We start from the raw sequence: 23,267 nt of genomic DNA, 5'->3' as shown, positions 1-23,267 counted from the left end.
CTCACGGGCTTTTTTTATTGCTGCAACAGCCGCGCTTATTGCGCTGCTGCGCTAACAAAATTGCGAATCAAGCCGAGCAATTCATCCTCTTGATACGGCTTACCAAGATAGGCATTGACCCCCAGCTCATACGCATATTTTTTATGCTTTTCAGCGGTACGCGAGGTAATCATGATGATTGGAATATGCTTGGTATCGTCTGCCACACGCACATTGCGCGTTAACTCAAAACCATCCATTCTTGGCATTTCAATATCCACCAACATCACCGCCGGCTTCACATCGTGTAATTGCTGTAAGGCATCCACACCATCTTTGGCCGTCACCACTTGGAAACCTTCACGCGACAATAAGCGCCCAGTGATTTTACGCACCGTGAGCGAATCATCGACCACCATCACCACCGGTGCAGTCGAGAGCTGCTCGGGCATCGTTGGCTGCGCTTGATGCTGCAAGCGCTCACTCGCTTGTTGCGCCTGAATATGCGCCGCCTGAGCTTGCAAGGCCAGCGGATTCATAATCATCACAATTTCACCGGTACCGAGCACCGTTGCACCCACCACGCCCGGAATCCGCGCCAATTGCGGCCCAATTGGTTTAACCACCACCTCTTGGTTTTTAACTAATTGATCCACATGGATGGCAATGCGCTCGGCGCCTGAGCGCAATAACACCACGGTCGAATACCGTTTTTGCTCTGGGATGGACTTGCTGTCGCCCAATAAGCGCGGCAAATAGGCAAAGCGATAACGCTGCCCCATCCATTCTTGCTCACGATTATCGTAAATCCGCGCCAAGGCTGGCGCTTTCAATTCTTGCACTTGCTCAACCATCACTGATGGAATCGCAATCAAGCGCTCGCCCGCTTTCACCAACAGCACTTGGGCCACAGCCAAAGTCAATGGCAAGTGAATGACAAATGTCGTGCCTTGCCCAGCTTGGGTTGACACATCAATCTTGCCGCCCAAATTACTAACTTCATTTTTGACCACGTCCATGCCAATGCCTCGGCCTGAAATCGCCGTTACCGTGGCCGCAGTGGAGAAACCCGGTTCAAAAATCAGCTGGCAGAGATCATTTTCAGAGACGACTTGATCGGCACTGATCAGGCCTAAAGCAATGGCTTTTTGCTGGATACTCACTAAGTCCAAACCACGACCGTCGTCTTTGAGCACCAGAACCAACTCATTGCCTTCTTGGCGAACTTCAATATTAATCTCGCCAAACTCACTCTTACCTAGCGCCAAACGCTCTTCCGTCGACTCTAAACCATGACCAATCGCATTGCGCAGCATGTGCTCAAACGGCGAAATCATTTTATCGAGTACGCCGCGGTCGATTTCAACGCGACCACCGCTTAATTCCAAATTGACCTTTTTAGCGACGTCTTTACCGGCTTGCCGGGTTAAGCGATACAAACGATCGGACACGCTGGCAAATGGCACCATGCGCACCCGCATCAAGCTTTGCTGCAGCTCTTTAGTCATACGCGATTGCGCTAGCAATGCGGCAGATGATTCATCGAGATTTTTTAATAAACTTTGTTGCACCGTTCCCACGTCATTGACGCTTTCGGCCATAAAACGCGTGAGTTCTTGCAGGCGACTAAAGCGGTCAAACTCTAAAGGATCAAAGCTGGCGTGCATTTCTTGCACTTCTTTTTCCCGCGCTTGCATTTGCGTTTCAGCTTGAATTTCAAGCTCGCGCAACTGAGTGCGTAAGCGCATCACGTTTTCAGTTAAATCGAGCAAGGAGCTCTTAAACATCAACATTTCAGCTTCAATTCGCGTACGCGAAATCGCCACTTCACCGGCTTGATTGACCAATTGATCAATCAATTCGGATTTAACGCGAATCACCGTTTTATTATCGGTTTCAGCCGCAGCCAACAATTTCGGAATGGTCGCTACCGCGCCAGTTGAGACGACAGCACCTTCTTCACGCTTCACAGGTTGTGAAAGCTCAGCAAATAATGCTTGAATCAGATCGTAATCGCTATCTAATCGCGCCAGTAATTCGGCATTCACTGTGGTCGCTTCAACCAGACGCGACTCCATCCGATGCGCCGCTTCACCCATCCGCATTGCGCCACTCATCCGGGCGCTACCCTTAATCGTGTGCAATGTACGTTTTAATTGCTGCAAGGTGGCTGGCGTATTTTCACCACTATTGAGTAAGCGCAGTGAATTACTCAATTGCGGTAGCAGCTCTTCGCCTTCTTCGATGAAAATCGGCAACAATTGCTCGTCGATTTCATCGACTAAGATCGCGTCCAGTTCAGCGCGCGCAGCATTGAGCGCATCATCGGCTGACATCAACTGCGCCAGCGGGGTATGCGGCTCATCGGCATCAATGGCTTGCGCCAAATTATCCAATAAATCCGTGGCCACAAAGGCCTCGGGTACGCTCATTAATTGTGTTAATACATCCAACTCAGGCTCGATGAGCTCATCGGTTGGTGCAGGACTGACGGCTTCGGCTTCGGCTTCGGCTTCGGCTTCGGCTTCTGTGTCTGTGTCTGTGTCTGTTTCTGTTTCTGTTTCTGTTTCCGTTTCCGTTTCCGTTTCCGTTTCCGTTTCCGCTTCCGCTTCCGTTTCCGTTTCCGTTTCCGTTTCCGTTTCCGTTTCCGTTTCCGTTTCCGTTTCCGTTTCCGTTTCCGTTTCCGTTTCCGTTTCCGTTTCCGGCAGAGTATCTTCGGCCAAGATTAAATCAAGCAAGGGTAAATCTGAGTCGATTAATTCAGATGACAAATCAGCAACAAAATCAGTACCCAATAAGAGTGAGTCAACCGTGTCACTTCCTGCCGTCACTGCTGAGTCTGCCGCCGCCGGTGCCAAATCAAGCAATGCAGGTTCAGCCGAATGATCAGCGAGCTCTGGCAGATCCAGCGTCACAGGCTCATCTATTGGCTCCAGCGCTGCTGGCTGCTCAAGCGGATCGGCATCCCAAGTTAATTCAAGTTCCGGTAGATCGAGTAGCGGTACTTCTGTGCTCGACACCGCATCACTCAACAAGGCATCCAACTGCGGCGCAGCAATTGGTTCGGTACTGGTATCTAACGCTAATGGAATCTCATCACCGATGGCATCCAGTTCCAGCGTATCGCTATCGTCACTGAGTTCGATCTCATCGGCTATGGCATGCAAGGCGACTAAGCGCGCAATTAAATCCGCAGCGGTACATGGAGCTTGCTCAGCGAAAATATCCTGCATCATGCCATTGAGCGTTTGCACTGCATCGGCAAATAATGGCACTTGCTCGCGATTAATTTGCGCACCATTTTGCAAGGCATGCTCTAAGGCGTATGCCAGCTCACCTTGAGGTCTAAAGCCAGCTGTAGAGGCAATCCCCCCTAGGGTATGGGCCGCGAGTACAAATTGTGACTCGACCGCTCCCGATTCGGCGAGCACTTCTACGCCATGCGATAAGGCCACTAAATATTTACGCGCCTCTTCACAGAAAATCGCAAACAAGGTGGCAGAGACGGATACCTGACCAATTTGAATATCGGCAGCGGGGGCGATGTCCACCTCAATCGCCTTTTCAGGCAATGATTCTTGCGCTGTCTCAGGCAGATCGGCTTCATGACGCAGCGCGAGTGCTTCAGCCTCAATCGCTGCTGACTCAACGGCAACCACACCTGTTTTTTGTAATTGATCCACCCAGTCAACAAAAGCTTGATGGGTAAAATCGAGCAAAGATAATAAACGCTGCGAAGCAGGCTTATCCAATTGCAGCCATTTATTAAGTAATTGCTCAATCGACCAAGCCACTTCACCAAGTTGATACAAGCCGACCATGCGGCCACTACCTTTGAGCGTGTGAAAGCTGCGGCGCATCGTCGTGAATGCTTCGCGGTCATGCGGGTTGTGATGCAATAAGGCTTGCTGTATTTCAATAGCCGCCAGCACCTCAATCGCTTCTTCGAGGTAAACCTCGAGTAACTCAGCGTCCATTGCCGCTTCAGACGTTGGCAAAGCCACTTCAATTGACGCCGGCGCAGCCGTTGGTAAAGGCTGCTCTGATGTTGCAAGCTCGGGCTCGGCTTCCAATGCAATGCGCTCATCCACCTCGGCCGGTGCTGCAGTGCGGCCTGTTAAACGCAATAATAACGGCAGCAGTGCCGCCTCATCATCCCGCTCCTGAGCCAAATCATCCACATAAAAGCCCAGCGCTGATAAGGCTTCAGCCAGCTCTTCAAGTTGATGCAACTCTGGATTGGCGTCGTGATTCGCGTGCTGAATAATTCTTTGTAAGCACTCATGGCTTAATTCAACCGCAGTTTGCCGATCCAACATCATCAGCGCGCCTTGCACCTGACGGAGCATCGGCTCAATGTCATTGAGTGTTTGCCGCTCGCTTGGATCGCGGAAAAATCCATCCAAGATCTCTTCAATTCCTTGCAAATTGCTGTGCATTTCAATCGCCAAATGCGACAACAACAAGCGATCTTGCGCCTCACGGCTAATTTCATCTAAATGCGGCAATTCATTAACGGCACTTGGATCAAGTAAACGCAGCAATAAAGCATCGACTTGTTCAATAAAATCATCAGCCTGACTCGGGTAAATCGCCAGCGCATTGTCAGCAAGTAATAAACCGGTGGCGATTTCAAGGGCTAAATCTTGACTCAACTGCGCTTGCATCACGGCAGGCAATAAGCCTTGCCATAAGGCATCTAAACCATGAATTTGTAATTGACTGGATTTTTGTGCCAATTGTTGCAGCAGGTTTTTAACCGTGCTGGCTTTGTCTAATTGCCCTGCAGCAACTCGCGCCCAAGACTCTTTGGCAATGGTTAAGTCATCACGCAAAGTGCGAGCCAATTGCTCTGCGGCCATGCTTTCTGGCGACATAATCGTTTGTGCATTGGGAAATAAATCGGCCAATGCAAAAGATTGCGCCAAGCGATGCGCAAGGGCGCTATCACAATCGAGCTGGGGCAATAGATATAAAATATCGCGAAATAGCCGCTCAGCAACTTTACTTGAGCCTTCAGCCAAACGTCGGATTTGTAAATTAAGCCGCAATACGACTTGCTGCGGATCAAGATCAAGCTCAGCACGATTACTGCTTAAACCATCAACTACGGCAGCAGCTGCCCACCAAAAATGCCGAGGCAAGGTAGTGGTTTGATATTTAGCCAGCTCAGCTAAGCTGGCGGCCATCACTGGGCCAACTTCTTTTTGTCCTTTCACCCACCGCAGCAAAGCGCGTTCATAACGACTGCGTTGCTGTTTCACAATGCTGCTCATTTCAATGGCAGTGGCGTGTTTTTGCGGCAAGCCAGGTGGCATGCTTAAAACAAATTGCGGGAAAAACAACTCGGCACCGGACGCGCTGGCACCGCGTAATTGCGCCAACTCGCGAAAGGTTGGCAATAAGGCCAAGGGGATATTGGGCATCCCTATCGTTAAACGATTTAGATATTGGCCAATTTCTTCAATCGCCCGCAATACCAAAGGCAAGCCGATCTCATCGTGCTCACCTTGTTCAAGCACCAGCAGCACTTGCTCAACTTCATCACAAAAACGCGCCAAACCAGTTAACTCGACCAAATCGAGCGCACCATAGGCTTGATGCAAATGGGTTTTTGCGTGTTTTAATACAGCGGTATCTTTGTTGCTGCGGTATTGCTCAAGTGCATCACTGGCACGAGCCAAAGTGCTATCAATTTCAGCTTTGACCCACAACAAAGAGCCCTTATCAAATTCAGTATGCACACTCATGGCGGGGCTCCATGAAGAAGACCGGCCAGGCCGGTCTGGAGATTAATTAAGACAGTTTGAAACCAGAAACCGATGCTTTTAGCTCTGCGGCTAGGCCCGTTAACTGCCCCACTGCAACCGCCGATTGCTGAGTACCTGCTGTGGTTTGCTCAGTAATCGACAAAATGTCGCGCATCGTGTTACTCACTTTGCTCGCCAATAGTGTTTGATCTTCGGTTTCATGCGCAATTGAACTAATCAAGCGGGCCAGTTCACGCGAAACTTTACCAATTTCCGACAACGCACTACCTGCAGCATCCGACAACTTAGCCCCTTCAACCACACCTTGCGTCGACAGCTCCATCGCGGCCACGGCATCGTGCGTATCGGCTTGAATGGTTTTTACAATCGCACCAATTTGCTTAGTGGCCTCGCCTGAACGTTCAGCCAAACGCTGAACCTCTTCAGCAACCACCGAGAAACCACGACCGGCTTCACCGGCTGCTGCGGCCTGAATGGCCGCATTCAATGCCAAGACGTTGGTTTGCTCAGTAATGTCGGAAATCAATTCAACAATTTCACCAATTTCTTGTGACGATTCACCCAAGCGTTTAATTCGTTTGGCGGTTTCTTGAATTTGCTCGCGAATCTCACCCATGCCTTGAATTTGGTTATTTACCGCTTCAGCGCCAGACTCTGCAGCAGCCAATGACGATTGCGCCACCGTTGCCGATTCAGCTGCGGTACTTGATACACCTTGAATTGAGTTAACAATCTGCGCCACGTTGTAATTTGTGGTTTCAATTTCTTTCGATTGGCGCTCTGCAGCTGACAATAATTCGGTGGAAATACTTTGCGCTTCAGCCGATGAGGCATTCACTTTCTCTGTCGCTCGGTTAATACCGGTAATCAGATTACGTAATTCTTCAATCGTAAAGTTAATCGAATCGGCAATCGCCCCCGTTAAATCTTCAGTTACCGAAGCGCGAATCGTTAAGTCACCGTCAGCCAAATCACCCATCTCATTGAGCAAACGTAAAATCGCATCCTGATTTTTACGATTTTCAGCTTCCGAAGCTAAACGACGTTTTACTGACTCTTGATTAAAGACCCGAACTAATAATAAGAGTGAGGCGAGTGCAATAAAAATTAATACCGTCTCAACTGCAGCCACAATCATACCGCCGACTGAATTATGATATTGCTCAGCCAATACTTTACTATCAGTCAATAATTTTTCTGAATCACGGACAATCGCTTGATTGGCCAAGCGGGTATTTACCAAAGGCTGCATATTTTTAGAAAATGCACTGACCACCACTTGAAAGTCTTTAAATAAGACTGTGATTTGCTCAAGCTTATCGACCATCGCCGTAGTAGAAACAGGGCGAATATTTAATTCAGGGTTACCCTCGAGAAACGACTCTACAATTTCATTAAATGTAGAAACGTCTTTGCCGAGCAAAAATACGACTTCTGGATTAATCAATTCACTCGCCAACATTGCATTGGCATTTTTTGATGTTCTTTGCGACAACATCGCCAATTGATTGGCGTAATCTAATTCACGTAAAGTGCCACCGTTATCAGCAAGTAAAGAAGCAAATTGTTGGGTTAATTCTAACAATTTTGCATCATTACTATTAATCCCCTCTACGCTCTGACCAATCGACATTAATGCCGTTTTTTGTTTCAAAATCGTGTCAACGGTAGGTCGACTTGGATTTGGCCGAAATGAGGTATTCCAAACGGTATCAATTTTAGCTAATTCTTCAGCACCTGAAACTTGAAAAAAATTCCAAGGGCTACGGGCATTCATTAGCTTATTTAAATCATCATTAAAGTTATTGTAGGATTCATCCAACACTTTAAAGGCTTCCGCATCACCACGAATCGCTTGGGTCGATGCACGAGCAATCCTTTGCGATAACATTTGCATTTCAGTTGCAGTGGCTTGGTTACTCGCATTAATGCTGCTAGAGCGAAACGATAAAAATGCCGTTACTGCAAATAAAATAATCGCCAAAACCATGGTCAGCAAGAAAATCGCCATTTGCTGCCGAGCAGGTAAATGGCCAATCAGTGGCGTTGGCTTCAGTGCTTTAAGATCATCACCTTCGGGTAAACGAATTTTATCTAGAAACCAAGTGGTTCTAGATGGATCGAATGCTTTTTTGTTTTCGCTTTGTTGCGATTTACCTGCGGTATCGCTACCTGAAAACAAGCCCCTGATGCGCTCCATCACTGCCATGCTACCTCCCACGCCACCCCTGAGTGACTTTTGATTTTTTATGCAATACCTGTCTGCAAGAATGCAGCTTCATTGACTAATTTCACGACATCCAACACTCGCCAAACCTGACCAGTAGCATCTTTGTATCGCCCCCCTTCCCATGCTGCGGAGCTCGCATCCAAGGGCAAAGCCTCTAAATCAGACAAATGCTTTAAACCTAACATTTTATTGACCAAGACAGAGGCGTGCGGCAGATGGCGCGATGGCAAGAGAACTAAGCGTGCAAGCTGAGTAAAACCTTGATGGGATTGACCAAAGAAAGCAGGCAAATCAACAACACTCACTAAATTACCACGAATATTGGCCACGCCTTTAAACCATGAATGCGCTAATGGCACGCCTGCAATCATCGGTACTGGCATCACTTCGGACACATCGCCCAAATCAACCAGCCAATGGTCATTGCCAATTTGCAAACCTAATCGTACATCGACCTGCGCCACGGTCGTGGCACTCTGTAAGCGCTGCATCACCCCTTGCTGGTAGTCACGCAGACTCACTCTTTCGCTTTTTCTTTTTGCCATCGTACGCCCTCAGTGATTAAGCCTTATAGGGCGGCGATTTTATTAAGTAACTCTTGTGGATCAACCGGTTTAACCACGTATTCAGTTGCACCTTGGCGCTTTGCCCACACCATATCGGTTTCTTGGTTTTTTGACGTGCACATAATAATTGGAATATTTTTTGTTGGCTCATCGCGTGAAATGGTACGAGTCGCTTGAAAACCATTCATTCCCGGCATCACCACATCCATCAAAATCAAATCTGGCATGATTTCTTTAGTACGGCTCACCGCTTCTTCGCCGGATTCCAAAGTAATAATTTGAAATCCATTTTTAGTGAGTAGCTCACCTAGAAAATGACGCTCGGTTGGCGAGTCATCAACAATCAGAATCTTTTTGATCGTCATAATAAATTAAGTCCGTTAGTTTCAATTAAGTTGCGCTTGAGTAAGTGCCAACAGCAGCCAATAGGCTGTCTTTGGTAAATGGCTTGGTTAAATACTCATCAGATCCCACCATGCGGCCGCGCGCTCGATCAAACAAACCATCTTTTGACGACAGCATCACGACAGGGGTTGATTTAAAACGCGGATTTTTTTTAATTAAGGCGCAAGTTTGATAACCATCTAAGCGTGGCATCATGACGTCAACAAAGATGACATCCGGATTGTTGTCTGTGATTTTTGCTAAGGCATCAAAGCCATCTTCAGCCAAAATAACAGTACAACCTGCTTGCCCCAAAAAGATTTCAGCACTGCGTCGAATCGTATTGCTGTCATCGATAACCATGACCTTAATACCAGCAAGACTAGACATTCGTGAATCCTCATGACTGGCTCACAACGAAAAATTCGTGTCAGACTCAGCGCGAACAAATAGTACACCGATGAGCAGGTGAACTGATAAACAGTTTATACGTAGAGGAAAATCATAAGGGTGTGACTGATATTAGACAAGGCTAATAGCGTGAGGTGTTGGCATTTGCAGCCATATTCAGGATGAAACTGACAAAAAAAAGAAACCCCGACCTAAATAAAACCTGATCGGGGCCATATATATGCTTCGAATCAACGAAGCCCCGCTCAGGGAGGAAAAGCGGGAGGTGCAGGGGCGCACCTGTAACTAAGATAGCTTCTCAATCGCAAATATCAAGAATTTGCTTCACCATTGGTCGGATCAAGCTCGTTTCTAAGCTCTAATGCAGCAGTAAACCAACTACCAACCACTTGCTCAACTTCATCCACGCCTTGTTTTTTAAGGCTAGAAAATAGTTGCACAGTAATCATTGCGTCATCAGCAAATTCGGCTTTCACTTTACGCAACACTAATGCTTTTTCTTGATTATTCAATTTATCTGACTTGGTCAGAATGCAATGGATCGGTTTTCCTGTAGGGCGAAACCAACTCAACATATTGCGATCTAAATCAGTCAGTGGTCGACGGCTATCCATAATTAGCACTAAGCCAATTAAATTATCACGGTGTGATAAATATTGCGCCAATAAACCTTGCCAATGTTTACGAATTCGCTCAGGAACTTCAGCATAACCATAACCTGGTAAATCGACTAAACGTCGTTCGTTACCAAAATCAAAATAATTAATATGCTGAGTACGCCCAGGCGTTTTCGAAACATAGGCTAGACGAGTAATATTCGCGAGCGTATTAATTGCGCTAGATTTACCCGCATTTGAACGACCGGCGAAAGCAACTTCTACCCCTTCATGAGGTAAAGTCTTTAAATCATTTACAGTAGTTAGGAACTGCAAGCCTTGAAATAGGGACATCTGTGGGTGCCATTGTGGTTTGTATCGGAGTCTTGCTATAGAATACCAGTATTTGAACGATTATCGTCGGCACCTTAGACTGACGTACTCCAACACGGGAGCGGATTTATGCGCAGCATGTCTGTTGCAGTGAGCATTGCAGCACTTTTAATGTTATCACCTGCCGCTATGTCGGCGATTGTTAAGGGCGATCCAAGCAAAGGCAAAGTCATCGTTGACCAAGTCTGCGCGGCCTGTCACGGCGTAGATGGAAATAGCGTAGCGAGCGCAAATCCAAGCTTAGCTGGACAACACCCAGAATATATCATTAAACAGTTGCAAGAATTTAAAAGTCAAAAGCGTAAAAATGCCATTATGCTAGGCATGGCAACCCCGTTGACTGAGGCTGATATGGCCAATGTTGCTGCTTACTATAGCAAGCAAACGCCGAAAGCAATTGGCGCGTCAGACAAAGCCTTAGTTGAAGCTGGACAAAAGATTTATCGTGGTGGCATTGCGGCCAAAAATGTTCCTGCCTGTATGGCCTGCCACGGACCTTCTGGTGCGGGGATTCCAGTACAGTACCCACTTGTAAGCAGCCAGCATGCTGCCTATACCGCAGCCCAGCTTAAAGCCTTCCGTGATGGTCAGCGTAGTAATAATGTGCCAATGATGGAAATTGCGGCCAAGCTATCCGATGCTGAAATCAAAGCTGTTGCTGAATATATACAATCGATTCACTAAGCGTTAATCGGAACTCATTTCGATTTGCGCGTACTAAAGGGGGCGATTCGCCCCTTTTTTGATTTTATGATGACCTCAAATACACACTCCTTCCGTCGCGCCCTCTTTGATTTATTATCATCGATGCGTTTTGCAATTAGTTTATTAACGCTACTTGCGATTGCCTCAATTATTGGTACCGTGCTCAAACAAAATGAGCCTTATGTTAATTATCGTGTTGAGTTTGGTGATTTTTGGTTTAGCATTTTTGAACCACTTGGCTTATTCGATGTTTACCATTCGATTTGGTTTTTGCTGATTTTGGCATTTTTGGTCTGCTCGACCTGTTTGTGTATTTGGCGGCATTTCCCCGGTGTTATTCGCGAAATACGTGGTTATCGCGAAAAAGCCAGCGCCAATTCTTTGCGCTTAATGTCGCATCATCATGAAATCAATCAAGCACTCGAGCAACCAACAGTTACTCAGCACCTCACTGAATATGGCTATCGCTATCGCTTGCGAGCCGATGGTGATGCCACATTAATTGCGGCGAAAAAAGGCAGTTGGCAGCGATTGGGTTATTTATTTACCCATGCAGCAATTGTGGTTATTTGTATTGGCGGATTAATGGACGGTAATTTGCCATTAAAAGTCATGGAAATGCTGGATATTAAAACAGCAGAAACCCGCGATGTGCCACAAAGCCAAATTCCAGCAATGTCTCGCCTGGCATCAAATAATTTATCGTTTCGTGGCAATGTCAATTTAAGTGAGGGCAGCTCTGCCAGCGTCGTTTTTCTGAACTCCGGCAATGGTTATTTTGTTCAAGAACTACCCTTCATTTTAAAACTGAATAAATTTCATATTGAGCATTATTCAACTGGCATGCCTAAGCTTTTTGCCAGTGATATTGATGTGCTGGATATGAAAGGAAATGTCATCCAAAGTGGCACAATTAAAGTCAATCATCCTTTAATTGTAGATGGCGTTGCCATTTATCAAGCCAGCTTTGGCGATGGCGGTTCCGGTCTTGAGTTTGTGCAATGGGATTTATTGAGCAATACCAAATCGAATTTGGCGGCAAAGTCACAGACCAAACTCCCGCTCACCTCTGGTCAAGCCAAATACAGCCTCGAAATTGGCGATCTACGTCCCTTTAATATTGAAACCCTAGATAAAACCGCGACGACGGGTGACACCTCTGCTGTTGCCGTTTCGCCACTGCAAACGGCGTTAGCGACGGCGCAATCGGTGCATGGCGATCGGAACGTGCGTAATTTAGGGCCAACCATTCAATTTAAAGTCCGCGATGATCGTGGGCAAGCGCTTGAATACCAGAACTATATGCAGCCATTTGTAGAAAATGACAGCAGCTATTTCATTACTGGTATGCGCCGCGAAGTTCATGCTCCCTTTGCATTCACACGTATACCGCTAGATCAAGATATGCAACTTGATGCTTTCATGCGCTTTAGATCGACGATTTTAAACGCTAATTTGCATGCCGATATTGCGAAAAGAACGGCGGCTAAAGCCTTAAAAGCGGGTGGTGTTTCTGCCGATGGCGAGGCACAATTTGCTGAAATTACCGAGGGCGTGTTATTTCAATTTAGCCAAGGTGGCTTCCCTGCGATTGAGCGCTTTTTAGAGAAAAAAGTACCGCAAGCTGAACGCCAAGTGGTGGCACAGACCTATCTTAAAGTACTGCAAAGTGCGGCCATCGATGCGATGGAATTAGCCCAAACGCAAGCTGGCCTGCCAGTAACGCCAACCGATAATATGCAGTATCGCTTTTTGATGGATAGTTTGGTGGCCACCAGCAGTTTGTTTGATTACGGCTCACCGGCTATTTTGCAACTCACTGGATTTAACGAGGTGAAATCGAGTGGTTTTCAACTCACCCGCTCGCCCGGTAAAAACGTAGTCTATTTAGGCTCTTTGTTGTTAATCATCGGTATTTTCTGCATGTTTTATATTCGAGAAAATCGTCTATGGATCAGAATTAGTCCGCATTCAACCTTGATCGCCATGAGTAGCAATCGCAAAACCGACGATTTAAATCGTGAGTTTGCCGCCCATATCGAGCACCTTGCACCAAACCAGCAACAAGCCCCACTTTGAGAGCCTTTGTATGAATTCGCTAAGTTTGAAAAATCGACGTTTTAATACTGCTGATGTGCTGTTTACGCTGTTTATCGTGGTAACCGCCTTGGTTTCGTGGCAGAAATACCACAGTTTTCTCGACTATTATGAACAGGGCATTTTAATTGGTTCAGTCGCCGCTCTTTGCTGGTTTGGCTGGTTTTGGCCAGCGATGCGAGTGTTCTTTCCCGTTTGCGGCATCATTGCACTCGGCGCCATTGAGCTCTATGCTGGCGACTTAAGCCGTGGGCAAACTGAGTTTTGGCTAAAGTATCTACTCTCGAGTCAATCGGCTGTGATGTGGATGTGTGTGCTGTTTTTCCTGGCCACCATCCTGTATTGGATTGGTTTATTACGCCAATCGGCCACCGCACTGAGTATTGCTTCGGGCTTAACATGGGCTGCGGCTGGCGCAGCGATGATTTCAAAACTGGTTCGCTGGTATGAAAGCTATTTAATCGGAGCCGATGTCGGACATATTCCGGTCTCCAATTTATATGAGGTCTTCATTCTATTTTGTTTGATGACGGCTTTAATGTATCTGTATTACGAAGCGCAATTTGCCGCCAAAACCATGGGTGCGTTTGTGCTGTTGATCATTTCTGCGGCAGTGGGTTTTATTATTTGGTACTCACTCGATCGTCAAGCGCATGAGATTCAACCTTTGATTCCTGCACTGCAATCGTGGTGGATGAAAATCCACGTCCCTGCTAACTTTGTCGGTTATGGCAGTTTTGCGATTGCCTCAATGCTAGGTATCGCGCAACTGCTGTCTGCTCGTGGCATTCTCACTAACAAGCTGCCAAGTTACGACACACTGGGCGAAGTGATGTACAAAGCGATTGCCATCGGATTTTTGTTTTTTACGATTGCAACCGTACTCGGTGCGATGTGGGCCGCTGATGCTTGGGGTGGATATTGGAGCTGGGACCCTAAGGAAACTTGGGCGCTGATCGTTTGGCTCAATTATGCCGCATGGTTACACGTTCGATTAATCAAAGGCTGGCGTGGTGATATTTTGGCATGGTGGGCGATTATTGGTCTTTTTGTTACGACCTTTGCCTTTATCGGCGTTAATATGTTTTTATCTGGGCTGCATTCTTACGGCGGGCTCTAAACTACAACAGATAAAAAGCCGCTCATCCTTTGAGCGGCTTTTTTTATTGCACTGCAACCATGACAAGGTCTTGAATGAAGAAACATCCTGCGAGGTCATCATGGAAAGCACTTTTTACGAAAAAACCGCCGCTGGCATTAGCGAAATCAGCACGCGCAGCCAGCAGCTCAATTTTAAAGAGCGGCAACTGCTGATTTTAATTGATGGCAAGATTAGCGTTGCGGCACTCACCCAGCTCATGCCATTGCCCGATTTATTACTCCGGTTAGAAAAACTACAAATGGCAGGGATGATTAAACTGTCCACAGCCCAAGTAGAAAAAACCAGCACATCTATAGCAAAATCTTTACAGCCTAACGAAGGTATCTTACAACAAGATACTTAACCAATAGCAAGTTGTCATTTTACAACACTTATTCAGCGCTAATTCAAGCAAAAGTCCATTTGGATTTCGTTACAAACAATAAAAATACGCGCTTAAAAATGCGGCTCAAAACCGTGCAATTAAGGCAATTCAAGCCATCAGCAAGCGAAATTAAGCACTTAAAACCATGTCATCAGCGGCAGCCTGTAATATATATTTACAAGCAACAGGGCGTATCCCCGATACCATTAGGAACTAATTATATGTAAGCTAGCAAAAAGGCATGCAGGGGTAGTAATGAATCACAATTCGATTTTCAGCAAAACAGACGCAGGCTTTAGCGAAGTGAAAACTCGCAGCCAGGGTTTTCCAATTCGTTTGCGACAACTATTAATTATGATTGATGGCCAAAAATGCGTAGCAGAGCTACTCGCATTACAGCCCGATATCAATGAATTAAATAAACAATTACAGCAATTAATGGATTTACAGCTGATTGTTGAGCAAACCGGCTATGCCAGCAGCGCAGCACCACTGCCACCACCCATCGCAGTCAAACCGATTACAGCGGCGCCAGCACAACAGCGCGTGTTACCTAGCACCAATTCTCGCCAAAAAATCCGGCGCATCATGCATATGACTGACCAAGCTTATTTATCCAATAAACTCGAATTTATGTTGAGTGATGTATTTGATGCCATGACCAGTTATGACGAGCTGCAGTTCTGTATTGATCGCTGGCAAAAGGCGCTCAAAGAGGCCGGCCACAGTGATATGGCCGATGCCTATTTGTATCAAGTTAAAGCAGTGATGGCGAGCTAATCAGTGTCGCCACTAAAGCCTGCTGCAAAGGCAGCCAGTCGGGTGCTTGATCGCTTTGTACGATCACCTCAAAACGGCTGTCTCGCCGATAGGCTGCTGGCGCAGCGCTAGTCATACTGTCCACCCAGTCAAAGCGATACCAATCGCGCTCAGTATGAAAAATCCCTTTAGCGCGAGTCAGTCCTTGCAAATTTAAATCGCTGTTTTGCGACAATGCTGTCAATAAATCGGCGACCTTGCTACTACTAAACACCACTTCAGGTGGAAAAATCCAGCCACAGCTATGCGAGCCTAAACTCGACTGCATTTTACAAATAGGCCAGCTGCTCGTATCGGCATCACCAGAATCAGTCGATTTACTCGCCAGCGTAGAATGCGTTTGTCGGCTCGGCGAATACGCACCCAATTGCACATTAGCGCTATGATTGAGTGCAGGCCAACGCTCAGGATGCAGCTCTAAATCGAGCAAACTTAAATCAAACTGCCCATTAATGGCTCGTGTAATAGCTAATTTAGGTGGAAAAAACGCCGCACCCATCGCTTCAGCTCGCAAAATTTGCTCTTCATCCGCCACGTCGCACTTATTAATCACCAAGACATCGGCCAATTGCAGCTGATCACGCCAAGTTTCATGCGAGTAATAACGCGAGTCTTCCATTTGCCGAGGGTCTAGTAAGCTCACCACTGCTCGTACTTCAAAGGCGCTGGCCAGCATTGGATCACGCAGCAAATCAATAATACCCGCAGGGTGTCCCAAGCCAGAGGGCTCAATCAATAGGCGATCGGGACGTATACCCCGCGCCAACTTACCCAATGTCACCCGCAGCATCGGGCTGGTGGTGCAGCAAATACAGCCGCCAGGTACTTCAGCGACTTGCAAGCCATCACCAGCGCTCGACAAGGTCGCGCCATCAATCCCTACCTCACCAAATTCATTGACGACAATCGCCCAATATTCATCGGCCGGCTTTTGTGCGAGCAAATTCATCAATGCTGTAGTTTTACCAACCCCTAAAAAGCCGGTAATTAAATTAACGGGGATTACGCTGCTTGTCATGAAATTTATCCATAGGTATATAGCCCAAAGCCATTCTGTACATTACTCAGAATGAAATACTTAACCTTTCGTTGGCTCTGGTTTATGTTCACGCTTTTTTGAATCGTCAGTATGCAAGATACTCATTGCAGCACCGGTTTCGCCAACCACGATCTTTGGGATCACTAGCAAAGATTTATTAATGGCATCATCGATCAAGTCTTGCTCTTCACGCCGTGGTGGCTTGAGCACAAAATTGGCCACTTCATTTTTATTACCGGGGTGACCGATCCCTAAGCGCAAACGCCAAAAATCCGCGGTCGATAGATGAGACTGAATGTCTTTTAAGCCATTATGTCCGCCATTACCACCGCCTTTTTTAAGCTTCACGACGCCAGGCGCGATGTCGAGCTCATCGTGGACGACTAAAATTTCATCGGGCATGATTTTATAAAATTGCGCCAATGCCACCACCGCCAAACCGCTGCGATTCATAAAAGTTTGTGGCTGCAATAACCAAACATCGTGATTAGCGATTTTAACTTTGCCGCACAAGCCATGAAATTTGCTGTCATGGCGTAAAAAAATCTGTCCATCACGTGCTAAAAGATCCAGCAACCAAAATCCGGCATTATGTCGCGTTGCCGCGTATTCACCACCTGGATTACCCAAACCTACGATTAACTTAATCGCCATCTTATTTTCCCCAGTCGAGTACACAATCACTACCAGACTCAGTACACCAATCAATCTTGAGTAGACATAAAAAAACCCGCTGAATCAGCGGGTTTGATGAACTGCGAAGGTTAAATTAACCTTTAGCGCCGTTCAACATAGAAACGGCCAAGTCAGCACCGCGTAATAGCGATACCAATTGAACGCCTTCTGGCAATGCGATGTCAGATAAGTGAACTGACAAGTTACCAACCGCCAATTTAGACTGGTCAACAGTAATGAATTCTGGCAGTTTCGAAGCAACGCAACGAACCATAACTTCTTTCAATACATTGCTGATCGCGCCGCCTTGCATCTTAACGCCGAGGCAAGCATCGCCATCAACGAAGTGCAATGGAACGCGCAATTCAACAACAGACTCAGCGCTAACGCGTTGGAAGTCGATATGTTGAACTTGTTGTTTGAACGGATGGTATTGAACAGCACGAACCAAAACTTGTTCCGCAGCACCATCATCGATCGACAATTGGATCAATGCAGTGTGGAATTTTTCGTCTTGCAGCGTGTAGTACATGCTGTTGTGATCCAAGTTGATCGCAACGGCTTCAGCAGAACCACCGTAAACGATACCTGGCAATTGACCGGCTTTACGCAGGCGGCGGCTCGCACCAGTGCCCTGCTTTGCGCGGCTTGTAGCTTTTAATTCAAAAGTCATTGTCATACTCCAGTACAGATAAAAACATCAGCCCCCCGCGACCAGAGAAGCTGATGATTCGAGGGAAAACCCCTCTGAATTCTTACGGGTTTACTGAGGTAAACCCGATTGTGCATCAATCAACGAATAAACTAGAAACCGACTCTTCGTTATTGATACGGCGCATCGTTTCGGCCAGCAAACCAGCAATCGACACCACACGAACACGGCCGCTTGCTTGGCCCAATTCGCTCACTGGAATCGTGTCAGTAACGACCACTTCATCCAATTCAGATTGCATGATGCGATCGACTGCAGCACCAGAGAACACCGCATGCGTGGCATAGGCCATTACGCGGTTAGCACCGAATTTTTTCAATGCTTCAGCGGCTTTACACAGCGTATTGGCGGTATCAATCATGTCGTCGATAATCACGCAATCACGGCCTTTTACATCACCGATGATGTGCATCACTTCAGCCACATTGGCTTTCGGGCGACGCTTATCGATAATCGCCATATCAACGCCAAGTTGTTTGGCCATTGCGCGAGCGCGCAATACACCACCAACGTCGGGCGATACAATCATCAGGTTTTCGTAATTTTTAGCGCGGATATCGGCCAGTAATACCGGAGTGGAATAAATATTATCCACCGGGATATCAAAAAAGCCTTGAATTTGGTCGGCATGGACATCAACCGTCAATACGCGATCAACACCAGCGACTTGCAACATATTGGCAATCACTTTGGCCGAAATCGGTACCCGCGCAGAGCGTGGGCGGCGATCTTGGCGAGCATAACCAAAATACGGAATCGCTGCTGTAATCCGACCTGCTGAAGCACGTTTTAGCGCATCCACCATCAACATCATTTCCATGATGTTGTCGTTTGTCGGTACACAAGTTGATTGCAAAACAAACACATCACGACCGCGAACGTTTTCGAGTAGCTCAACAGTGACTTCGCCATCAGAAAAACGGCCAACAGTGGCGCGCCCCAATGAGATATCCAGATGATTTACTACACGTTCAGCAAGGCGAGGGTTAGCGTTGCCGGTAAATACCATGAGGCTGTCGTAAGCCATTTCCAAATCCTGAAAAAACGAAAAGCGTGTAATTGATATAATTACACGCTTTCTTTTTATAGGTGGCAGGGGAAGAAGGATTCGAACCTTCGCATGCTGGAATCAAAATCCAGTGCCTTAACCAACTTGGCGACTCCCCTAGCGATTTTTTGCTAATTTACTACTTAGCGTACTCGTATAACGGATGACGATTTAACGTCTGCACTGCAAATCCGTTGATACTTTCAAGAAGGCCGCATAATACAGTATTTGCAGCAGCTTGTGAAGGCATTTCTACAAATATACAGCTACCCGATCCGGTCATTCTGGCATCACCAAACTGCTTTAATATATTCAGCTGTTCAGCGATCTCGGGGTATTTTCGCACTGCACACGCTTGCAAATCATTACGTGTGGCCGCGCCTTCAAGGTCGCCAACTTTAATAGAGGGGCTGTTTCTTGTCAAGAGAGGGTCTTTAAAAATTTCGGGGGTAGAAACATGTACCTGAGGATGCAAAACCACGTAATAACGTTGCGGCGTTTCAATCGCCGTCATGATTTCACCAATGCCTTCGACAAAAGCATTTTGCCCAAAAATAAAAAACGGTACATCCGCCCCCAAGCTCAAACCCAGCGCCATCAAATCATCGCGCGAATGCTGCAATTGCCACAACTGGTTTAAAGCCAATAATACCGTTGCCGCATCCGAGCTACCGCCACCAACGCCACCGCCCATAGGCAAACGCTTATCAACCCGAATATCGACCCCCAAGTCTGAGCCTTTGGGCTGCAATAAGCGCGCGGCACGTACTGTTAAATCTAATTCAGCAGGCACGCCTGGCAAAGGATTATGGTGAACAATTTGTCCATCTTGGCGTAGTCGTAACCAGATCGTATCGTGCATATCAATCAGCTGAAATACCGACTGCAGTAAATGATAGCCATCCTGACGACGGCCAACGATATGTAAAAATAAATTTAATTTAGCCGGAGCAGGAAAGGCCGCAAAGCCCTGCTCATCAACCATAGGGGTAAAACTCATGGCGCAGCATGACTCCATTCATTAATTAACACTAAAACGCGCAAATCATCACGACTAAGCTCAACGCGATATGGCAACTCTCCATCGCGATAATCACTGGCGCGAATCAACCAGCCCGATTGCTCAAAATCATCGGCACCACGCGTAAAGGGCTGTTTTGGATCGGGTTGTCCACGCAACCACCAGCGCATTCCGGCAACGGGTAATACTAATCCAGTTACCTGCTCCAACAGCGCCTCAGGCTGATCGGCAACATCAATCGTTGCGCCATGCTGCAGTTGTGCGGCAACAATCTCGCCAGCTTGATACTGAATGGTTAATTGGGCCAAGGTATTGCCCAATGGCGACGACAGTGACAACACATCGCGCTGCGGGCTGGCGACCCAATGAAATGCAGCGGTATTGGCTTGATTTTGACTGCGAATATTAACGCGCCCCTGCGCAGCAAATCCCTCGCTAGGCGGTTTTAATGGCGCTTGCACACAAGCGGACAACAATGCCAGCAAAAATAAACTGCCCAGCGAGCGAAAAGGCACCGCCAACGTCAGGTGTTTACATAATCCCGCCAGCACTTATAAGCCCATCTTTTGGCGTAATGCGAGCAAGTTTTCATCATCAGGCTCTAGCAAAATTGCCGCATTAAGCACGCTGATGGCTTGTTTTTTATCGCCTTTTTGCAATAACACTTCGGCATAATGCGCGGCAATTTCCGGATCAGGCAACTGCGCAAAAGCGCGTTTTAATAATTCAGCCGCCTCATTCAAGCGACCTTGCTTAAAGCGCAGCCAACCCATGCTATCGAGCACCACCGGATTATTGGGCTCTTTAGCCATGGCTTGCTCAAGGTAGGTATTGGCTTCTGAATAACGATCCGTGCGGTTTGCAAGTATATACCCAAGGGCATTAAGGCCATGCACATGTCCAGGACTTAGCTGCAAATAGCGGCGTAAATCAGCCTCTGCAGCAGGAATATCGCCGACTAAATCCAGATATAAAGAGCGATCATAATAGAGCTCAGCCGAATTAGGATGACGTTTAATCGCCGCGCTCATTACTGCAACCGCTTGCGTTAGATTTTTACGCTCACGCCAAACTTGCGCTTCGATTTGCGCTTTATTAATTTGTTGATTCAATGACTCAACAGGCAACGCTGCCAACGCGGCATCTGCTGATTTTTGTTCACCCTGTCGCGCATACAACCGTGGTAAACGCGCCTGCGCACGCTCAGCTTGCGCATCGTTCACTTGCAAATACCATTGCACCGCATCACGATCTCGGCGTTGCTGCTCGGCAATTTGCCCTAAATACATCGCCAATTGCGGCGCAATTTTGGAATTTAACGCCACCGCTTGCTCAAGATAACGCTGCGCTCGCGCTAAATCATGCAACTCAAGCGCAATCAAACCCGCACCAATCAAAGCCTCGATTTGCTGCGGATCACGATTTAAAACCGCCTCATATTGCTGCTGCGCCGCAGGATAGTTTTGCTCTTCGGCCATATTGCGCGCTTGCGCTAGAGTAATCGCCGTCGACATCGGATTGGCTTTCGCTGCGTCTTGTAATAATTTAGTCAGCGCCGGGTCTTTCTTACCTGATAGCAATTGCGCCTTATACAAAATCGCTGGCTCCCACGATGCGCGTAAGCTCAATGCCACATCCAACTCGGCCAAAGCCCGTGGATCATCCGCCGCATTGCTATACGCCACCGCACGCGCAAAACGCGCCTCAGGCATGGTTAAAAATCCGTCGCTCAATTGCTCGGTCACCGTAACCACGGCGGCGCGATCGCTGTTTTTATCCCACAACTGGTGCATTTGCATAAAAAACGGCGCCATTTCTGACGATTTGGCATTGAGCAGCACGCGTAAATGCGGCTCAACTTGATCGATGCGTTTACTGCGAATCAATAAGCTCACCAAAATTTGTCGGGCCTGAATCGAATTAGGCGCGCCGGCCACCCACAATAATGCGGCCTCTTGCGCCACCACCAATTGCCCGGCGGACAAAGCCAATTGCGTTGCGCGCTGAGCCGTGCGTGGATCTTGCGTGCGCTGCGCCAAATCCAACCAAGCTTGCGCCGCCAACGCCGAATTGCCGCGCTGAGCGGCGATATCGCCGACCAAAAAGCGCATCATTAATTCGTCGCTCAGCTCAATTTTGGGCAAAATACTCGGATCAAAGCCGTCTAATTTTTCCACCTCGGAAGCCGACTCAGCCGTTGCCGCAGTGCGACTGGCATCCGCTGACTGATTTACAGGCGTCAGCGCCGCGCATCCTGACAAGCCGGCAAGGAAAACCGCAATCAATGAATAAGAGCGCAAGGACATAGTCAGTTCCAAGATTTGAAAGTTTAAGACGCGATATTAGGTAAACTGGGGGCGAAAGTCCAAACTCGCAAGTACAGCACACCGCTATACCGCATAGATTCGCTTTAATCGAGCCCACACCATGCCAGAATTACCCGAAGTAGAAACCACTCGCCGTGGTATTCACGATCATTTACTCAATGCCAAAGTCAGCGAACTCATCGTTCGCAATGGCCGTTTACGCTGGCCTGTTCCCGCTGATTTAGCCAGCCTGATTGGTGGCCAGACTATTAACAGCATAGGCCGCCGTGCCAAATATTTGCTACTGGGATTTAAGCATGGCACGCTGATTATTCATTTGGGCATGTCAGGTAGCTTACGCATTCTCACCGAAGCGTATCCAGCAGAAAAACACGATCATATTGATCTGATTTTAGATAACGGCAAAAGACTAAGGTATCACGATCCACGTCGCTTTGGCTCTTGGTTGTGGTGCGATACCCCAATAGATGAGCATTCATTGCTCAAATCACTCGGCCCAGAGCCGCTCTCTGACGCCTTTGATGCGCTGGCTTTACAGCAAAAAATCGGTCAACGCCGCACCGCCATCAAGCAACTGATCATGGACAATCATGTCGTCGTTGGCGTTGGCAATATCTATGCTTCCGAATCGCTGTTTCGCGCCAAAATCCACCCTACGCGCCCCGGGCAAAGTTTAAGCACTGCGGAACGATTACGCTTAGTCGCTGCCATAAAAGAAACACTTCATGCAGCGATTGCTGCAGGCGGCAGCACTTTAAAGGATTATGTCGATAGTGAGGGTAATCATGGCTATTTCATGCTCAATAGCTATGTCTATGGTCGAACTGGCGAGCCGTGTCGACTTTGCGGCAGTCTGATCAACACGCTGCGCCAAGGCCAACGCGCCACGTTTTATTGCAACAACTGCCAGCTTTAATAAACCTCTGGTAAGTCACGCCCAGCAATTCTAATATATTAAAGCGGGACCA

General features: G+C 47.4%; 19 protein-coding genes and 1 tRNA gene. 6 read left to right on the top strand and 14 right to left on the bottom strand.

The features are described 5' to 3' along the window. Nucleotides 1-35: 35 nt before the first annotated feature. The 6 genes from K4H25_RS02625 to yihA all read right to left on the bottom strand — a co-directional run bounded on the left by K4H25_RS02625 (nucleotide 36) and on the right by yihA (nucleotide 10,291). A complete protein-coding gene (locus K4H25_RS02625; RefSeq protein WP_221021884.1) occupies nucleotides 36-5,729 on the bottom strand; it encodes a hybrid sensor histidine kinase/response regulator in 5,694 nt (1,897 codons plus the stop codon). Nucleotides 5,730-5,775: 46 nt separating this feature from the next. Next, entirely contained in the window at nucleotides 5,776-7,959 is a 2,184-nt protein-coding gene (locus tag K4H25_RS02620; RefSeq protein WP_255587948.1) for a methyl-accepting chemotaxis protein, read from the bottom strand. Nucleotides 7,960-7,997: 38 nt separating this feature from the next. Continuing rightward, entirely contained in the window at nucleotides 7,998-8,525 is a 528-nt protein-coding gene (locus K4H25_RS02615) for a chemotaxis protein CheW (protein ID WP_221021883.1), read from the bottom strand. Between the two features lie 23 nt (nucleotides 8,526-8,548). Then, nucleotides 8,549-8,911, bottom strand: coding sequence for a response regulator (locus K4H25_RS02610; RefSeq protein ID WP_173532919.1), 363 nt, complete (start codon nucleotides 8,909-8,911; stop codon nucleotides 8,549-8,551). A 25-nt stretch (nucleotides 8,912-8,936) separates the two neighbouring features. Further along, complete coding sequence (pilG, locus tag K4H25_RS02605; protein ID WP_173532918.1) at nucleotides 8,937-9,320, bottom strand: twitching motility response regulator PilG; 384 nt, start codon at nucleotides 9,318-9,320, stop codon at nucleotides 8,937-8,939. Between the two features lie 332 nt (nucleotides 9,321-9,652). Continuing rightward, complete coding sequence (gene yihA, locus K4H25_RS02600; RefSeq protein WP_221021882.1) at nucleotides 9,653-10,291, bottom strand: ribosome biogenesis GTP-binding protein YihA/YsxC; 639 nt, start codon at nucleotides 10,289-10,291, stop codon at nucleotides 9,653-9,655. 108 nt (nucleotides 10,292-10,399) lie between these two features. Here yihA and K4H25_RS02595 point away from each other — a divergent pair, with 108 nt between their 5' ends. The 5 genes from K4H25_RS02595 (at nucleotide 10,400) to K4H25_RS02575 (ending at nucleotide 15,438) form a co-directional block, all read left to right on the top strand. Further along, on the top strand, nucleotides 10,400-11,014 hold the full coding sequence (locus K4H25_RS02595) for a c-type cytochrome (RefSeq protein WP_221021881.1): 615 nt from the start codon (nucleotides 10,400-10,402) through the stop codon (nucleotides 11,012-11,014). 66 nt (nucleotides 11,015-11,080) lie between these two features. Then, nucleotides 11,081-13,114, top strand: coding sequence for a cytochrome c biogenesis protein ResB (locus tag K4H25_RS02590; protein ID WP_221021880.1), 2,034 nt, complete (start codon nucleotides 11,081-11,083; stop codon nucleotides 13,112-13,114). A gap of 10 nt (nucleotides 13,115-13,124) precedes the next feature. Then, nucleotides 13,125-14,252 carry a c-type cytochrome biogenesis protein CcsB gene (gene ccsB / locus K4H25_RS02585; protein ID WP_221021879.1) on the top strand — a complete coding sequence of 376 codons (1,128 nt, stop codon included), beginning with the start codon at nucleotides 13,125-13,127 and terminating at the stop codon, nucleotides 14,250-14,252. Nucleotides 14,253-14,352: 100 nt separating this feature from the next. Further along, nucleotides 14,353-14,637 (top strand): hypothetical protein, encoded by a 285-nt coding sequence (locus K4H25_RS02580; protein WP_221021878.1) that lies wholly within the window; start codon nucleotides 14,353-14,355, stop codon nucleotides 14,635-14,637. A gap of 276 nt (nucleotides 14,638-14,913) precedes the next feature. Continuing rightward, entirely contained in the window at nucleotides 14,914-15,438 is a 525-nt protein-coding gene (locus K4H25_RS02575) for a hypothetical protein (RefSeq protein ID WP_221021877.1), read from the top strand. Here K4H25_RS02575 and K4H25_RS02570 read toward each other — a convergent pair. From K4H25_RS02570 to K4H25_RS02535, 8 genes are all read right to left on the bottom strand, one after another. After that, nucleotides 15,416-16,495 (bottom strand): CobW family GTP-binding protein, encoded by a 1,080-nt coding sequence (locus K4H25_RS02570; protein WP_221021876.1) that lies wholly within the window; start codon nucleotides 16,493-16,495, stop codon nucleotides 15,416-15,418. The two genes, K4H25_RS02575 and K4H25_RS02570, sit on opposite strands and share 23 nt — an antisense overlap. Before the next feature lie 60 nt (nucleotides 16,496-16,555). Continuing rightward, nucleotides 16,556-17,170 (bottom strand): aminoacyl-tRNA hydrolase, encoded by a 615-nt coding sequence (gene pth, locus K4H25_RS02565; RefSeq protein ID WP_221021875.1) that lies wholly within the window; start codon nucleotides 17,168-17,170, stop codon nucleotides 16,556-16,558. A gap of 115 nt (nucleotides 17,171-17,285) precedes the next feature. Next, nucleotides 17,286-17,864 carry a 50S ribosomal protein L25/general stress protein Ctc gene (locus K4H25_RS02560; protein WP_221021874.1) on the bottom strand — a complete coding sequence of 193 codons (579 nt, stop codon included), beginning with the start codon at nucleotides 17,862-17,864 and terminating at the stop codon, nucleotides 17,286-17,288. 115 nt (nucleotides 17,865-17,979) lie between these two features. Continuing rightward, complete coding sequence (locus K4H25_RS02555; protein ID WP_173532908.1) at nucleotides 17,980-18,930, bottom strand: ribose-phosphate pyrophosphokinase; 951 nt, start codon at nucleotides 18,928-18,930, stop codon at nucleotides 17,980-17,982. Nucleotides 18,931-18,993: 63 nt separating this feature from the next. Continuing rightward, nucleotides 18,994-19,070 (bottom strand) — tRNA-Gln (locus K4H25_RS02550). A 20-nt stretch (nucleotides 19,071-19,090) separates the two neighbouring features. Further along, the gene (gene ispE / locus K4H25_RS02545; protein WP_255587946.1) at nucleotides 19,091-19,951 is read right to left on the bottom strand and encodes a 4-(cytidine 5'-diphospho)-2-C-methyl-D-erythritol kinase; all 861 of its coding nucleotides are present in this window, start codon (nucleotides 19,949-19,951) and stop codon (nucleotides 19,091-19,093) included. Beyond that, nucleotides 19,948-20,523, bottom strand: coding sequence for a lipoprotein insertase outer membrane protein LolB (lolB, locus tag K4H25_RS02540; RefSeq protein WP_221021873.1), 576 nt, complete (start codon nucleotides 20,521-20,523; stop codon nucleotides 19,948-19,950). The genes ispE and lolB overlap by 4 nt, the downstream gene beginning before the upstream one ends. Beyond that, a complete protein-coding gene (locus K4H25_RS02535; RefSeq protein WP_221021872.1) occupies nucleotides 20,524-22,278 on the bottom strand; it encodes a tetratricopeptide repeat protein in 1,755 nt (584 codons plus the stop codon). A 121-nt stretch (nucleotides 22,279-22,399) separates the two neighbouring features. On the opposite strand from K4H25_RS02535, the gene mutM reads away from it, so the two are divergent. Continuing rightward, a complete protein-coding gene (gene mutM, locus K4H25_RS02530) occupies nucleotides 22,400-23,215 on the top strand; it encodes a bifunctional DNA-formamidopyrimidine glycosylase/DNA-(apurinic or apyrimidinic site) lyase (protein ID WP_221021871.1) in 816 nt (271 codons plus the stop codon). The last annotated feature ends 52 nt before the right edge of the window (nucleotides 23,216-23,267 follow it).

The organism is Deefgea piscis (genome assembly GCF_019665785.1).
Lineage (GTDB): Bacteria > Pseudomonadota > Gammaproteobacteria > Burkholderiales > Chitinibacteraceae > Deefgea.
Note: the sequence above shows the minus strand (reverse complement) of the source record. Positions and strands in the feature narration are given on the sequence as shown.

What these genes read in the sequence shown, in the direction of transcription:
- K4H25_RS02625 (WP_221021884.1), bottom strand. Translation starts at nt 5,729, where the DNA reads ATGAGTGTGCATACTGAATTTGATAAGGGCTCTTTGTTGTGGGTCAAA.
- K4H25_RS02620 (WP_255587948.1), bottom strand. Translation starts at nt 7,959, where the DNA reads ATGGCAGTGATGGAGCGCATCAGGGGCTTGTTTTCAGGTAGCGATACC.
- K4H25_RS02615 (WP_221021883.1), bottom strand. Translation starts at nt 8,525, where the DNA reads ATGGCAAAAAGAAAAAGCGAAAGAGTGAGTCTGCGTGACTACCAGCAA.
- K4H25_RS02610 (WP_173532919.1), bottom strand. Translation starts at nt 8,911, where the DNA reads ATGACGATCAAAAAGATTCTGATTGTTGATGACTCGCCAACCGAGCGT.
- pilG (WP_173532918.1), bottom strand. Translation starts at nt 9,320, where the DNA reads ATGTCTAGTCTTGCTGGTATTAAGGTCATGGTTATCGATGACAGCAAT.
- yihA (WP_221021882.1), bottom strand. Translation starts at nt 10,291, where the DNA reads ATGTCCCTATTTCAAGGCTTGCAGTTCCTAACTACTGTAAATGATTTA.
- K4H25_RS02595 (WP_221021881.1), top strand. Translation starts at nt 10,400, where the DNA reads ATGCGCAGCATGTCTGTTGCAGTGAGCATTGCAGCACTTTTAATGTTA.
- K4H25_RS02590 (WP_221021880.1), top strand. Translation starts at nt 11,081, where the DNA reads ATGATGACCTCAAATACACACTCCTTCCGTCGCGCCCTCTTTGATTTA.
- ccsB (WP_221021879.1), top strand. Translation starts at nt 13,125, where the DNA reads ATGAATTCGCTAAGTTTGAAAAATCGACGTTTTAATACTGCTGATGTG.
- K4H25_RS02580 (WP_221021878.1), top strand. Translation starts at nt 14,353, where the DNA reads ATGGAAAGCACTTTTTACGAAAAAACCGCCGCTGGCATTAGCGAAATC.
- K4H25_RS02575 (WP_221021877.1), top strand. Translation starts at nt 14,914, where the DNA reads ATGAATCACAATTCGATTTTCAGCAAAACAGACGCAGGCTTTAGCGAA.
- K4H25_RS02570 (WP_221021876.1), bottom strand. Translation starts at nt 16,495, where the DNA reads ATGACAAGCAGCGTAATCCCCGTTAATTTAATTACCGGCTTTTTAGGG.
- pth (WP_221021875.1), bottom strand. Translation starts at nt 17,170, where the DNA reads ATGGCGATTAAGTTAATCGTAGGTTTGGGTAATCCAGGTGGTGAATAC.
- K4H25_RS02560 (WP_221021874.1), bottom strand. Translation starts at nt 17,864, where the DNA reads ATGACTTTTGAATTAAAAGCTACAAGCCGCGCAAAGCAGGGCACTGGT.
- K4H25_RS02555 (WP_173532908.1), bottom strand. Translation starts at nt 18,930, where the DNA reads ATGGCTTACGACAGCCTCATGGTATTTACCGGCAACGCTAACCCTCGC.
- ispE (WP_255587946.1), bottom strand. Translation starts at nt 19,951, where the DNA reads ATGAGTTTTACCCCTATGGTTGATGAGCAGGGCTTTGCGGCCTTTCCT.
- K4H25_RS02535 (WP_221021872.1), bottom strand. Translation starts at nt 22,278, where the DNA reads ATGTCCTTGCGCTCTTATTCATTGATTGCGGTTTTCCTTGCCGGCTTG.
- mutM (WP_221021871.1), top strand. Translation starts at nt 22,400, where the DNA reads ATGCCAGAATTACCCGAAGTAGAAACCACTCGCCGTGGTATTCACGAT.